At 75.0% G+C, this 12,983-nt stretch carries 9 protein-coding genes, 2 pseudogenes and 1 riboswitch; of the genes and pseudogenes, 6 read left to right on the top strand and 5 right to left on the bottom strand.

The annotated features are described in order from the left end of the window. The first annotated feature begins 11 nt into the window (after positions 1-11). The gene (locus tag AS857_RS04255) at positions 12-632 is read left to right on the top strand and encodes a 2OG-Fe(II) oxygenase (protein WP_058041739.1); all 621 of its coding nucleotides are present in this window, start codon (positions 12-14) and stop codon (positions 630-632) included. 109 nt (positions 633-741) lie between these two features. Here AS857_RS04255 and AS857_RS04250 read toward each other — a convergent pair whose 3' ends face one another. Then, positions 742-1,389 (bottom strand): class I SAM-dependent DNA methyltransferase, encoded by a 648-nt coding sequence (locus AS857_RS04250; protein ID WP_058041738.1) that lies wholly within the window; start codon positions 1,387-1,389, stop codon positions 742-744. A 94-nt stretch (positions 1,390-1,483) separates the two neighbouring features. Next, positions 1,484-2,773, bottom strand: a complete 1,290-nt coding sequence (locus AS857_RS04245) for a sulfite oxidase (protein WP_058041737.1) — start codon at positions 2,771-2,773, stop codon at positions 1,484-1,486. 175 nt (positions 2,774-2,948) lie between these two features. On the opposite strand from AS857_RS04245, the gene AS857_RS04240 reads away from it, so the two are divergent. Continuing rightward, positions 2,949-6,326: a hypothetical protein gene (locus AS857_RS04240; protein ID WP_058041736.1), complete on the top strand. Its 3,378-nt coding sequence runs from the start codon at positions 2,949-2,951 to the stop codon at positions 6,324-6,326. A 52-nt stretch (positions 6,327-6,378) separates the two neighbouring features. Here the strand turns inward: AS857_RS04240 and AS857_RS04235 are convergent, their stop codons facing one another. From AS857_RS04235 to AS857_RS04225, 3 genes are all read right to left on the bottom strand, one after another. Beyond that, positions 6,379-6,591: a hypothetical protein gene (locus AS857_RS04235; protein WP_058042094.1), complete on the bottom strand. Its 213-nt coding sequence runs from the start codon at positions 6,589-6,591 to the stop codon at positions 6,379-6,381. Between the two features lie 171 nt (positions 6,592-6,762). Further along, positions 6,763-7,047: a hypothetical protein gene (locus AS857_RS04230; protein ID WP_058041735.1), complete on the bottom strand. Its 285-nt coding sequence runs from the start codon at positions 7,045-7,047 to the stop codon at positions 6,763-6,765. A gap of 89 nt (positions 7,048-7,136) precedes the next feature. Further along, the gene (locus AS857_RS04225; protein ID WP_058041734.1) at positions 7,137-7,484 is read right to left on the bottom strand and encodes a hypothetical protein; all 348 of its coding nucleotides are present in this window, start codon (positions 7,482-7,484) and stop codon (positions 7,137-7,139) included. Between the two features lie 215 nt (positions 7,485-7,699). Between AS857_RS04225 and AS857_RS04220 the strand changes: the two genes are divergently transcribed. The 4 genes and pseudogenes from AS857_RS04220 (at position 7,700) to qcrB (ending at position 12,961) form a co-directional block, all read left to right on the top strand. After that, positions 7,700-8,092 (top strand): hypothetical protein, encoded by a 393-nt coding sequence (locus AS857_RS04220; RefSeq protein ID WP_058041733.1) that lies wholly within the window; start codon positions 7,700-7,702, stop codon positions 8,090-8,092. Between the two features lie 80 nt (positions 8,093-8,172). Further along, positions 8,173-8,383: riboswitch (cobalamin riboswitch) on the top strand. A 178-nt stretch (positions 8,384-8,561) separates the two neighbouring features. Then, positions 8,562-9,782, top strand: a pseudogene (locus AS857_RS42040) (5-methyltetrahydropteroyltriglutamate--homocysteine S-methyltransferase); the annotation flags it as partial. A gap of 116 nt (positions 9,783-9,898) precedes the next feature. Further along, a pseudogene (gene metE, locus AS857_RS42035) lies at positions 9,899-11,133 on the top strand (5-methyltetrahydropteroyltriglutamate--homocysteine S-methyltransferase); the annotation flags it as partial. Positions 11,134-11,314: 181 nt separating this feature from the next. Beyond that, positions 11,315-12,961 (top strand): cytochrome bc1 complex cytochrome b subunit, encoded by a 1,647-nt coding sequence (qcrB, locus tag AS857_RS04205; protein ID WP_058041732.1) that lies wholly within the window; start codon positions 11,315-11,317, stop codon positions 12,959-12,961. Positions 12,962-12,983 lie beyond the last annotated feature (22 nt).

The raw sequence follows: 12,983 nt of genomic DNA, 5'->3' as shown, positions 1-12,983 counted from the left end.
ACCGTTCCACGATGCTGCGCACCACCGTTGCTTTCACGAAGGCCAGAGAGCCGATCGCCGCCCACGTGGCGACGGACCTGCTGTCGGAGTCCGACATCCGGGAGCTGGATGCCGCCTATCCCAGTGACGACCGGTTCGAGAAGGTGGTCTTCTCCAATCAGGTCAAGCGCTTCCGGCTGGGGGCCCTGTGGCTCTCCCGGGACGGCGGGCGCCTGCCGGCGGCGGACCGGCTGCCGGCGGTCTGGTCCCGCCTGCTCGACGATCTCGACGGGCCGGAATTCACGGCACGGCTGAGCGAGGTGACCGGCATGGAGCTGGCAGGTCTGCCGCGTGACACCGGCCTGTTCACCCACGCCGAGGGCGAGTTCATCTCCCTGCACCACGACGAGCCGGAGAAGGCCCTGACCGTGGTGATCTACTTCAACCGGGACTGGCCCGCCGAAGGCGGCGGGCACTTCGAGATCCGCGCCTCGCACAACCCGGCCACCGCCCCCGTACGTTCCTTGCCGCCCGCGGCCGGCACCGCCGTCGCCTTCGACTCCTCCGTCTGGCACGCCACCTCCACGGTGACCACCGGGCGCACCCTGCGAGCGGCCGTCCTGGAGTTCTGGCGCGCCCGCCCCGAACGCTGACCCCGGGTGACGGGCCGGAGCACGGCGGCTCCCCGTGCGGATTCCGCCGTGCTCCCGTCGCCCGCCTGTCCGGCCGGGGCCGGGCCTGTGCCGGACCGGACAGGGGGCGTCAGGCAGGCTTCCGTACCAGCAGACAGGCCTGCGGGGTCCCTTCGCCTTCCTCGGGTTCGCGCACCAGCCGGGCGCGCACGACCAGTCCGGCGCCGCCGAGCAGCTCGGCGATGCGGTCCGGCTGCCGCCTGTGGAAGTCGAGGGACACTTCGTGGCCGAAGGGCCGGTCGATGTGCAGGGGTTCGTCGCCCACCTGGAAGGCGAGCAGCAGGGGTGCGCCCGGGGCCAGTACGCGGTGGAGCTCGGCGAAGACCTCCGGCAGGAGTTCCTGCGGGGTGTGGACGATCGAGTAATAGGCCACGGCCCCGGCGAGCGCGCCGTCCGGTATGTCCAGCGCAGGCATCGAGCCCACCTCGAAGCGCAGCTCCGGGTGGGTCCGCCGGGCCAGGGCGATCATCTGCGGCGACAGGTCGATCCCGTACACGGGCAGACCGAGAGCGTTCAGGTATGCCGTGACGCGGCCCTCGCCGCACCCGATGTCGGCGACCATTCCCTCACCGGCGCCCTGCACGAGCTCGGCGAAGGCGCCGAGCATCGCCCGGTCCAGCGGCTGGGCGTCCAGCAGGTCGCGGTAGCGGTCGGCGTAATCGGTGGCGATGGCGTCGTAGAACGCCCGAGTGGTGGTCAGGAAGCCTGGTTCGGTCATGAGCAGGCACCCTACTGGGGCAGCGCTGCGGCGGGCCGCCGCGGTGACGCCGCCTGCGGCCGGGGCCGGACGACGCACGCCGCGTGCGGCCGGGTCAGACGACCTCGACGGCGTGGCGGATCACGGCGTCGAAGAAGTAGCCCTGCTCGTTCGGCACGGAGCGGGCGGGCTGGACGTTGCCGGCGGTGTCCGTGGCCCGGGCCAGCAGGTGGGCGGGGCCCGTGCCGCGCGGGTGCCAGGGCGTGCTCCAGCGCACCCAGCCGCCCGGACGCGGGGCGTCGTGCAGCCGGGCCGGCCGCCACGCGCCGCCGCCGTCCGTACTCACCTCCACCCGGCGTATCCCTCCCTGCCCCGACCACGACCGCCCCGTCAGCCTGTGCCCGCGGCCCGCGGCGAACACCGCACCGGGCGCCAGCTCGAAGGCGCTGCGGACCGGCTGACGGGACAGCGGAGCGCTGCCGCCGGCCGGGTGCGCGGGGCCGAAGAGCCGGTAGAAGACGGTGTTCCACGGCGAGAACAGGGGACGGTCGGACACCTCGATGTCCCCGACCCATTTCACGGACGCGATGCCCGCCCAGGACGGCACCACCAGCCGCACCGGACTGCCGTGGTCGGGGAGGAGAGGGCGGCCGTTCATCTCGTACGCCAGCAGGACGTCGTCCAGGGCCTTCTGCACCGGCATCGGCCGGCGCACCCGCCCGTGGTCGGTCCCTTCGGTGACGAACGCCGCGTCCAGACCGCGCGGCATCACGTCCACCGCCCGCGGTGAAAGGCCCGCCAGGCGCAGGACGTCCGACAGCCGCGCGCCCCGCCAGCGTGCCGCTCCGACGGCGCCCATCGTCCACGGGGTGCCGGTGACCGGGTCGCCCTGCTGGGTGGCGAAGTAGCTCCGGCCGTTGCCCGCGCACTCCAGGCACACGCTGGAGGTCACGGCGGGCAACGCGCGCAGGTCCGCGTACGAGAACTCCACCGCACCGCCGCGCAGCCCGCCGCCCCACACCGTCAGGCGCCACCGCGCGGGGTCCAGGAGGGGCGTCGCCGTGTGGTTGCGGACGAAGAACCGGTCGACCGGGGTGTGGTAGCCCGTGCCCCGCAGCGCCGCCCAGTTCGTCTCCGCGTTCGTGCCCCGGACCGTCAGCAGTCCGGCGGGCAGCGGCTTGACGATCCCCGGAGCGCCCGGCGCCTCCGCAGCCGCCGCGGGCCCGGCGACGGCGATTCCCGGGAGCGAAGCCACGGCCCCCGAGGCGCTCACCGCTCCCAGGAGACGCAGGACGCCCCGGCGGGAGATCCCCTCCCCCACCGCCTCTCCCGACAGGTACCGCCGCAGCCTGTCACGGTCGTAGGCGCGCTCGTACGCGCCGGATCCGCGTCTCGCCGTTCCCATCCGAGCTCCTCCCCGAAGAGCGGGCCGCAGCGCCCACCACACGCTAGGCCACGCCGGACCCGCAGTCCCCACTGCAAACCAGCCACCCCGGCTACGGCGAGGGCGAAGCGCAATCACCGTGAGCAAGCGGTGCCCCGGCGCCTGACGGAGCGGTGCCCTCCGCGAGAATCACCCCGTGACCGAAACCTCCGCACCCGCACGTGCCGACGAACTCCTCGCAGCTCTCGACCCCCTCCCCTTCCCCGGGCGCGTGCGGCACCTCGCCCGGTGGGCCCGGGAGCTCGGCGCCCGCGGGGAGCTGGGCGCGGTGGTGGCCGAACTGTCCGGGCGCGGGCGCTACGAGCTGGGTGTCGCCGGCCTGGCTGCGAGCGTCGGCCGTGACGTCGCCTGGCTGCAGACCCGGCTGACCGATCCCGACCCGGCGGCGCGGGTTCACGCCGTCGCCGCCGTGCGCCGGGGCCTCATACCCGACGCCGCGGTGGCGGCGGCGCTCGACGACGCCCCGACGGCGATCCGCCGCGAGCTCGTCCGCGCGGTCGTCGCCGGGCAGCGGACCGCGCTCGCGGAGACCCTCGTCCGGCCGGTCCGCGAGCGCTGGGGCGACGCCGAGGCGGCGAAGCTCCTGCCGGTCTGCGAGCCCGGGACCGTCGCAAAGCTGCTCCCCGCCCTCTTCCACACCACCGTTCCCTGGGCCCGGCTGGCACGCCGCCACGCGACCGTGATCCTCGACGAGGCGGAACGCCGGCTCACCGCGCTGCCGGAGGACCACCGGCGCCGGTGGTGGCTGTCGAACGGGTCCGTCGTGGCGGCGACCGTGGACGTCGAGCCGCTGCGGGTGCTCGACCTGCTGCAGCGCCTGTGCCACGGGAAGCTGCCCCGGCAGGTGCACCGCCGGATGGGCCGGCTGGCGGCCGCCGACCCGGCCGGCACGATCCGGCTCCTCGTGGCGCCCGAGCGCGAGGACGCGGACCTCTCCGGCCTGGGGAGGCCCGTGCTGCGTACGCTCGTCCGCCACCGGCCGCCGGGCTTCGACGACCTGGCCCGGGCGCTGGCCCGCCACGAGCCCGCGCTCGCGGGCCTGCTGCGTCTGATGCCGCCGTCGCAGCGCGCCGAGTGCTACGACGCCGCGATGCGAGGGCAGGACACGGGCGGTGCCGTGCTGCCGGACAGGATCCTGGAGCTGCTGCCGCGGGCACGGCGGGAGGCCGAGGCACGGCGCATGGCCGCGCAGGCGGAGGAGCGCGGGGCGGACTGGCGGACGGTCCTGTCGGCGCTGTCGTACCTGCCGGTGGCGGAGGTCCGCGAGGAGCTGCTGGCCGCCACCCGCCGCCCGGTGGCCGAGGACCGGGCGTACGCGTACGGGCTGCTGGTGCGCAACGCCGCTCTCGCCCGCGACCCTGCCGTCGTCACGGAACTCCTCGCCGGCCTGGGCCGACTGCGGAACGAACAGCAGCCGGTGCGGTCCGCCGCCCTGGCCGCGCTCGCCGCCGTCCACCCCTCGCTGTTCACCCACGAGGCCGCTCCCCACCTGGACCGCCTCGCCACGTATGCGATCGAGGCACGGGACTTCTCGTGGTTCGAAAAGAACTCCCTGCGCTCCCTGGCCCACGCGCTGCTGCGCGAGCCCGGCAACGCCGGGGAGAGCGGCGAGGAGAGCGAGCCCACCGCCTGGTCGCTGCGCACCCTGGCGCAGCTGCCCGACTCCGCCGGCGCCCTCGGGCACCTGCGGCACGGGCAGGAGCACCGGATCTTCGAGGCTCTCCGCCCGTCGCTCGAAGCGGCCGCCGACCGGGCGGACTTCGGCGGGACGCTGGAACTGGCGGGCTCTCTCGGCGAGCGCGCCCACGGCGTACCGGGACTTCAGGCCCTGCTGCGGCGGGCGGTCGAGCACGGCAGTTCCGGCACCGCCCGCAACGCCGCCTCGTACTGGCTCGGCGACCCGCGGACGCGCGAGGCCCGGGTCACCGAGCTCCTCGCGCTGGACGCGTCGGCCGCCACGCTCCCCGCCGTGGAGGCGATGCTGGTGCGCCGCCGCACGGACCTGCTGGACACCGTCCTGGGCGACACCCCTCCCTACGGGCGCTTCCTCACCAAGGACAGCCACTGGCTGCCGCCCGTCCGCCGGGAGACGGCGCACTGGCTGCCGCGCCAGCAGGCCGCGGCCGCACGGCTGCTGGAGCGTGCGGCCGAGGACGCGACGCTCACGACGCATCAGCGCGTGCAGGCGCTCCGGCGGGCCGCGTGCATCCCGGAGTACGGCACCGAGCTGCTGGTACGCCGGGCCGGCGACGACAGCGTCCCGCTCGCCGAGGCCGCCCTGGCCGCCCTCGCATGGACGGACACCCCGGGGCGGCACGTGGGGCTCCTGCTGTCGCACGCCGGCGGGGACCGGGCCCGGGTCGCGGTCACGGCGGCGTCCCGCGCGGCCCGGTTCGTCGCGCCGTCCGCGCTGGCCGGGATGCTGCGCGGGCTGCTGACCGCGGCCACCGGGGTGAAGGTGACCAGCCGGAAGGAGGCCGCACGGCTCGCCGCCACGGTGCTGCCCGCGCCCGAGGCAGTGGCCCTCCTCGCCGAGGCGTGCACGCTCCCGGGCCAGCACCACGACGTGCAGGCCACCTGCGTGGCGTTCACGACGGACCTGCTCGCGTACGAGGAGGCCTGGGGGCTGCTGGAGACCGCGGCCACCGGGCGGCGCGAGCTGCGCACGGCCGTGCTCTCGACCGTGCCCCGCCGGCTGCCCGCGCGGCACCGGCGCCGCTACGCGACGCTGATCCGGGCCGTGTGCGACACCGACGACCCCGAGGTCGCACGCCAGGCGTACGCGGCGCTCGGCCGGTGGTCGCCCTGGGCGCCCGGAGCAGCGGACGTCCTGGTGACGGCCGTCACCGACCTGGAGAACCGGACGAGCTGGAGCCACGCCGCCGACGCACTGTGCAGCGTCGTGGCGCTGGCGCCGTCCGGATCGCCGGACCTCGCCCCGCTCGTGCGGGCGTTCACGGCTCTCGTGCACGCCGACGCCCTGCCGGGCACGCCCGACGCGGAGCCCGGCCGCGACCGGCCCGCCCGCGCGCGCATCCGGCGCCTGGTCACCGGCCTGGCCGGCAGGAGCCGGTTTCACACCCGGGCCGTCGGGGAGGCGGCGCCCGTGGTGGCCGAGCTCCTCGCGGGCTCGGGGGACCACGTCCCCGATGCCGTCGAGCTGATGCTCCGGGTCCTCGACCCGGCCGCCGCGCCGGACGCCCTGACGGCGCAGCTGGAGCGCCTCGCCCGGCTGCACGAGGGCCGGCCCGTGCTCGCGGCGCGGACGGCCGGTTCCCTCGCCGGGCGCTTCGGCAGCCGCGACGGCAGCGACGCGGCGCTCGCCCACGCGGCCCGTTCCCTCGCGGACGACGGAGATCTGGCCACCGGGCTCTTCGCGCTCGCGCTCACCGCGCTCGGGGGCCGCCGCACCAACTGGTCCGCTCCCTGGCGCGAGCAACTGCGGTCGCTGCGCCGGCACCCGCACCCGGACGTACGGGACGAGGCGCTGGGACGGGTGACGGCCACGGAATAAGGCACCGTGCGGGGGACCGCCCGGCCTGCCCCCAGGCTCCCCGCTCCCGTACCTACGAGCGCCCTTCGACGACCCGCCGGGCCGCCTCGCTCTCGGCGGCGGCCGGCGACAGCTCGCTCAGCGTGTCGAGGTCGGTGTCCTCCCGCAGTTCCTTCTCCCAGGCGGCGGCCAGCTTCTCCTGCTGCTCGCGCGGCTGCCGGCCGACCTCCTCGCGGTGAGCCGGGCTCAGGGCCGCCAGGAATCGCGCGACATCGTCGGTCGGCATGGGTTCTCCCTCGTCAGCGTCGACGGGCATCCCCTTCCCGGCACCGGGAGGCCACCGACGGGCCGGGCCTGCCCCTTCACCTGAAAGGGGACGGGTCCGGCGCCGGCAGGCGGAGCACACGGGCCGTCCGCTCCCGGCGCCGGGAGCGGACGGCCCACCGGGCGGGCCCTGCTACTCCTGCCGCACGTACAGCAGCAGACGGGCGAAGAGGCCGGGCCGGGCGGGCGGTGCTCCGCGGGGCGCGGCCGGCTCGGCCTCCGCGACGGGGACGCTCGCGCCGGGTCCGACGGGGGGCTTCTCCCCGGCCGGGGACGCGGGGTCCGCACCGCGCAGGGGGCTCGTGGTGCCCGGAGGGTGCTCACCGTCGGTGGAGGCGGGCTTGGGGTCTGGGCCGTGGGCGCGGTAGACCTGGGCACGCAGATACGCACTCAGGACACGCGCGGGATCGAGGGGCATGACGTCTCTCTGCTCTCGTGCCTGCCGATGTGAAGGGAAGTTCCGCACGTGCGTCCGCCCCGGACGGCCGGGGGCGGGCGCGGGCCTTCTCAGCAGCGCAGGACGTCGTTGCGCGCGGGGCCGGCGGACGCCGCGGGGCCCTCGGGCTCGCCCGCGGGCGACAGCGGGCGGAGCGGGGCGGCCGGCGAGGCGGACGCCCGGAAGGGCGGAAGGCAGGAGCGCCTGGAGGGCGAGGCCGAGGAGCGGGACGAACGGGCGTCCGCGACGCAGTCGTCGGTGGCGGCGAACTCCACGGAGACGGAGCTCTCCTCCTGGGGGCCCAGGGCGTAGACCGTGCCGCTCCCTCCGGAGAACAGCAGGAGGACGGAGACCAGCACGGCGACCGCGGCCCGCACGGCGGGCCGCCACGGCAGCGGCGCAGGACTCCACAGGTTCATGCACTAAGCGTAATCAGTCAATTACTTTCGGCGCATTCCACCGTTCGGGTGAGGACGTTGAATCGGACGCTGCATCTTCGTGCGGGAGCCGGGTACCTGGCCCGGATGGTCGCACAGCCCGCGCCAGAGCACCCGGGCGCGCCGTACGGTCGAGGCAGGGCCTCCCCCGCGCGGCGGCGGACCCCGAACACGGCCAGGACGGCGAAGGAGGAGCAGTGACGGATGCCCGGGAGAGTGCGGACCACGTCAGCGTGCATCTGACGGACTGCGGCCACCAGGACGCGGGTGCCGTCTTCGGCGTCCTCGAGGCCGTCTTCCCCGAGGCCGGGCCGCCGCGCAGCGAGACCGGGCCCGGCGCCCCCGGCGCCGGCCCCATGATCTGGTGCATGAGCGTCGACACCCGGACGCGCACCGGCGGCGACGCGGTGCAGCCGGAGGGGACGCCTCTTTCGGGCGCGGTGACCGCCGACCTCTTCGGCGCGGCGGATCCCGTCCGCCAGGTCAAGGAGGAGCTCGAACGGGCCTTCGCCGTCGAGCACCGGGGGCACGTCTCCGGCGAGCACGAGATGGAGCTGCGCCTGCGACTGGACACGCGAACAGCCTCCTGAGGAACGTCCGTTCGCGCATCGCGTGTCCGACGCCACAGTCCGGTATTCGAACAGGTCTGTCCGTGGGCCCGTCCGGCACCATATGGTGACGGTGCAGCTGGTTCGCCCTGCTCGCCAGGCAGGCGCGTCGTAAGAGGGAACCCGGTGGGAATCCGGGACTGCCCCGCAGCGGTGAGCGGGAACGACCGCCGTCATACGCACTGGATCCGTACGGATCCGGGAAGCGACGGCCAGTAGGTGCCACACGGCGTGCCCGCGAGTCCGAAGACCTGCCGACTGCCCGTGCGCTGCCGAGCGCACGGAGATCCCGGTGACCTCGAGGGCGGGTCGGCGCACATCAGGCGGGCACGGACGGCGGCGCACACGCGACCGCGTTCCGGCAGCAACCCGCCCGGTTCCGTCGTTCCTTCGCGCCTTCCGCCCGTCCCCCGGGGTCATGGACGCACGCACGCTCGCGAAGGAGAGTTCCGTGACCAGCAAGTCCGCAGCCGCGGCAGCCCAGGCCACCGTGTACGGCTACCCCCGTCAGGGCCGCAACCGTGAACTGAAGAAGGCGATCGAGGGGTACTGGAAGGGCCGCGTCACCGCCGGCGACCTCCGGGACACGGCCGCCGCACTGCGCCGCACCAACTGGCAGCAGCTGGCCGACGCCGGCGTTCACGAAGTGCCCACGGGCGACTTCTCGCTCTACGACCACGTCCTGGACACCAGCGTCATGGTCGGCGCGATCCCCGCGCGGCACCGCGCGGCCGTCGAAGCCGACTCCCTCGACGGCTACTTCGCCATGGCCCGCGGCACCCAGGACGTGGCGCCGCTGGAAATGACCAAGTGGTTCGACACCAACTACCACTACCTGGTCCCCGAGCTCGGTCCCGACACGGTCTTCACCGCGGACTCCGCCAAGCAGGTCGCCGAGGTGAAGGAGGCCCTCGCGCTCGGCCTGACCCCCCGTCCGGTCCTCGTCGGCCCCGTCACGTACCTGCTGCTGGCCAAGGCCGCGCCCGGCGTCGCCGCCGACTTCGAACCGCTCACCCTCCTCGACCGGCTGCTGCCGGTGTACGCCGAGGTGCTCGCCGACCTGCGGGCCGCAGGGGCCGCCTGGGTGCAGCTCGACGAGCCCGCCCTGGTCCAGGACCGCTCCCCCGCCGAGCTGAACGCCGCCGGCCGCGCCTACCGCGACCTGGGCGGCGTCGCCGACCGGCCCCAGCTGCTCGTCGCCTCCTACTTCGACCGGCTCGGCGAGGCCCTGCCCGTCCTCGCCAAGGCCCCCGTCGAAGGCCTTGCCCTGGACTTCACCGGGCCCGCCGCCGCCAACCTCGACGACCTCGCGGCCGCCGGCGGACTGCCCGGCAAGCGCCTGGTGGCCGGCGTCGTCAACGGCCGCAACGTGTGGATCAACGACTTCGAGAAGTCCCTGTCCACCCTCGGCACCCTCCTCGGCCTCGCCGACCGGGTCGACGTCTCCTCCTCCTGCTCCCTGCTGCACGTCCCGCTGGACGCGGCGGCCGAGCGGGACATCGACCCGCAGATCGTCCGCTGGCTCGCCTTCGCCCGGCAGAAGACCGCCGAGGTCGTCACCCTGGCCCGCGGCTTGGCGCAGGGCACCGACACCATCGCGGCCGAACTGGCCGCCAACCGCGCCGACCTGGCCTCCCGCGCCGGCTCGGCCATCACCCGTGACCCGGCCGTCGGCGTCGGTGACGGCCGCGGCGCGGGGGGGGCGCGGGGGGGGGGGGGGGCGGGGGGGGGGGCGGAGCCGGCGCGGGAGGCCAGGTCGGCGCGGTTGGCGGCCAGTTCGGCCGCGATGAGGTCGTCACCCTGGCCCGCGGCTTGGCGCAGGGCACCGACACCATCGCGGCCGAACTGGCCGCCAACCGCGCCGACCTGGCCTCCCGCGCCGGCTCCGCCCCCCCCCCCGCCCCCCCCCCCCCCCGCGCCCCCCCCGCGCCGCGGCCGTCACCGACGCCGACGGCCGCCGCTCGCAGCCGTACGCCCGGCGGGCGGCCGCGCAGCGCGCCCACCTCGGCCTGCCGCTGCTGCCGACCACCACCATCGGCTCCTTCCCGCAGACGACGGAGCTGCGCACCGCCCGCGCCGACCTGCGCGCCGGGCGGATCGACGAGGCCGCGTACGAGCGGCGCATCGAGGCCGAGATCCGCGAGGTCATCTCCTTCCAGGAGAAGGCCGGCATCGACGTCCTGGTGCACGGCGAGCCCGAGCGCAACGACATGGTGCAGTACTTCGCCGAGCAGCTGACGGGCTATCTGGCCACGCAGCACGGCTGGGTCCAGTCGTACGGCACGCGCTACGTCCGCCCGCCGATCCTCGCCGGCGACATCTCCCGCCCCGAGCCGATGACCGTGCGCTGGACCCGCTTCGCCCAGTCGGTGGCGGGCCGCCCGGTCAAGGGCATGCTGACCGGCCCGGTCACCATGCTCGCCTGGTCGTTCGTCCGCGACGACCAGCCGCTCGGCGAGACCGCCCGCCAGGTGGCCCTCGCCCTGCGCGACGAGGTGAACGACCTGGAGGCCGCCGGGACGTCGGTGATCCAGGTGGACGAGCCCGCCCTGCGCGAGACGCTGCCGCTGCGCGCAGCCGACCACGCCGGGTACCTCGCGTGGGCGACCGAGTCGTTCCGCCTGTCCACCAGCGGCGTCCGGCCGGACACCCAGATCCACACGCACATGTGCTACGCGGAGTTCGGCGACGTCCTCCAGGCCATCGACGACCTCGACGCCGACGTCATCAGCCTGGAGGCCGCCCGCTCGCACATGCAGGTCGCCGCGGAGCTGGCCGTCGCCGGCTACCCGCGCGAGGTCGGCCCGGGCGTCTACGACATCCACTCCCCGCGCGTCCCGGGGGCGGACGAGGCGGCGGCGCTGCTGCGCAAGGGCCTGGAGGCGATCCCCGGCGAGCGCCTGTGGGTCAACCCCGACTGCGGCCTGAAGACCCGCGGCTGGACCGAGGTCCGGGCGGCCCTGGAGAACCTGGTCACGGCGGCCCGCACGGTGCGGGCCGAGATCCCCGGCCAGGCCTCCTGACGGTGAGGTGACGGGAGGGGGCGGACGCCGGACGACCCGGCGTCCGCCCCCTCCTGCCCGCGCGCTCCGGGTGACACCCGGCGATCACGCGGTTGAGCTCCCGGCGCGCCGGTTACCCATCAGCCGCGGTCCCGCGCGCGGAAGCGGGTGCCGGAGCCGGATCCGACAGGGAGCGTGACGGGTGAAAGAGAAGGTCCGGGAGGCGGCCCTGACCGGCTTCGTGGCGCTGGACCGGCGCCTGCCGGCCGCCGAGGCGGCCAAGGCCCTGCTGCGCAAGGCGTTCCCCGACCACTGGTCGTACCTGCTGGGGGAGCTCGCCCTCTACAGCTTCGTCGTCCTGGTGCTCACCGGCTCCTACCTCACGCTCTTCTTCGATCCGGGCATGACGCAGAGCGTGTACGACGGGCCCTACGAGCCGCTGCGGGGGCTGCGGATGTCGCAGGCCTACCTCTCGACGCTCGACCTGAGCTTCGAGGTGCGCGGCGGGCTGCTCATGCGGCAGGTCCACCACTGGGCCGCGCTGATCTTCGTGGCCGCGATCGCCGTGCACATGCTGCGGGTGTTCTTCACGGGCGCCTTCCGCAGGCCCCGGGAGGTCAACTGGATCGTGGGGCTGACGCTCTTCGTCCTCGCGCTCCTCGAAGGGTTCGCCGGCTACTCGCTGCCCGACGACCTGCTGTCCGGGACCGGGCTGCGGACGGCGCACACGATCGTGCTGTCGATCCCCGTCGTGGGCACGTACCTGAGCTCGTTCATCTGGCGCGGGCCGTTCCCGGGACACGTGATCATGCCCCGGCTGTACGTCGTGCACGTGCTCTTCGTGCCCGGCGTGCTGATCGCCCTGATCACCGTGCACCTGCTCCTGGTGGTCTACCTCAAGCACACCCACTGGGCGGAGCGCGGCCGGACCAACCGCAACGCGGTCGGGACGCCCATGTTCCCCCAGTTCGCCACCAAGTCCTCGGGGCTGTTCCTGATGCTGTTCGGCCTGCTGACCGCGCTCGGCGCGCTCGCGCAGGTCAACCCCGTGTGGGCCTACGGCCCCTACCGCGCCGACCAGGTGGCGACGGACGCCCAGCCCGACTGGTACGTGGGGTTCCTGGAGGGGGCCCTGCGCGTCATGCCCCCGTGGGAGAACGTGCTGTGGGGGCACACCTTCATGTGGAACGTGCTCATCCCTGCGGTCGTCCTGCCGGGCGTGCTGTTCACGGCCCTCTACCTGTACCCCTTCATCGAGAAATGGGTGTCGGGCGACCGCACCGAGCACCACCTGAGCGACCGCCCCCGCAACCAGCCCGCCCGGACCGCCCTGGGAGTGGCCGGCATCGTCTTCTACGCCGTGCTGCTGGCCGCCGGCGGGAACGACGTGATCGCGTTCTCCTTCCGGGTCTCCGTCAACACCCTGACCTGGATCTTCCGCATCGCGGTGGTCGCCGGTCCGGTGCTGGCCTTCTGGGCCACCCGGCGGATCTGTCTGGCCCTGCAGGCCCACGACCGCACGCTGCTGACCGAGGGCCACGAGAGCGGGAACGTCGAGCAGGACGTCCAGGGCGGGCTCGGCGAGGGCCACAAGCCGCTGTCCGCCGCCCGCGGCTACCGCCTGATGGTGCGTGAGATCCCGCGGCCGCTCGCGGCCCCCGCGGGGGAGCTGCCCCGCAGACAGCGGCTGCGGCTGGCCCTGAGCTCCTGGTACTACCGCGACCGCGTCGAGATCCCGGTGACGCCCGAGCAGCGGCGGGCGATCGAGGAACGCACCGCCGCCCCGGTCGAGCCCGGCGAACCGGCCCCGCCCGCGGGACCGAACGCGCCGGCCGAGCGGGGCACGTAGCCGCTCCGCCGGCCCGGCGGCC

The organism is Streptomyces roseifaciens, assembly GCF_001445655.1.
GTDB classification, from domain to species: Bacteria; Actinomycetota; Actinomycetes; order Streptomycetales; family Streptomycetaceae; genus Streptomyces; species Streptomyces aureoversilis.
Note: the sequence above shows the minus strand (reverse complement) of the source record. Positions and strands in the feature narration are given on the sequence as shown.

Coding starts and splice junctions, on each gene's coding strand:
- AS857_RS04255 (WP_058041739.1), top strand. CDS start 12: ATGCTGCGCACCACCGTTGCTTTCACGAAGGCCAGAGAGCCGATCGCC.
- AS857_RS04250 (WP_058041738.1), bottom strand. CDS start 1,389: ATGACCGAACCAGGCTTCCTGACCACCACTCGGGCGTTCTACGACGCC.
- AS857_RS04245 (WP_058041737.1), bottom strand. CDS start 2,773: ATGGGAACGGCGAGACGCGGATCCGGCGCGTACGAGCGCGCCTACGAC.
- AS857_RS04235 (WP_058042094.1), bottom strand. CDS start 6,591: ATGCCGACCGACGATGTCGCGCGATTCCTGGCGGCCCTGAGCCCGGCT.
- AS857_RS04230 (WP_058041735.1), bottom strand. CDS start 7,047: ATGCCCCTCGATCCCGCGCGTGTCCTGAGTGCGTATCTGCGTGCCCAG.
- AS857_RS04225 (WP_058041734.1), bottom strand. CDS start 7,484: ATGAACCTGTGGAGTCCTGCGCCGCTGCCGTGGCGGCCCGCCGTGCGG.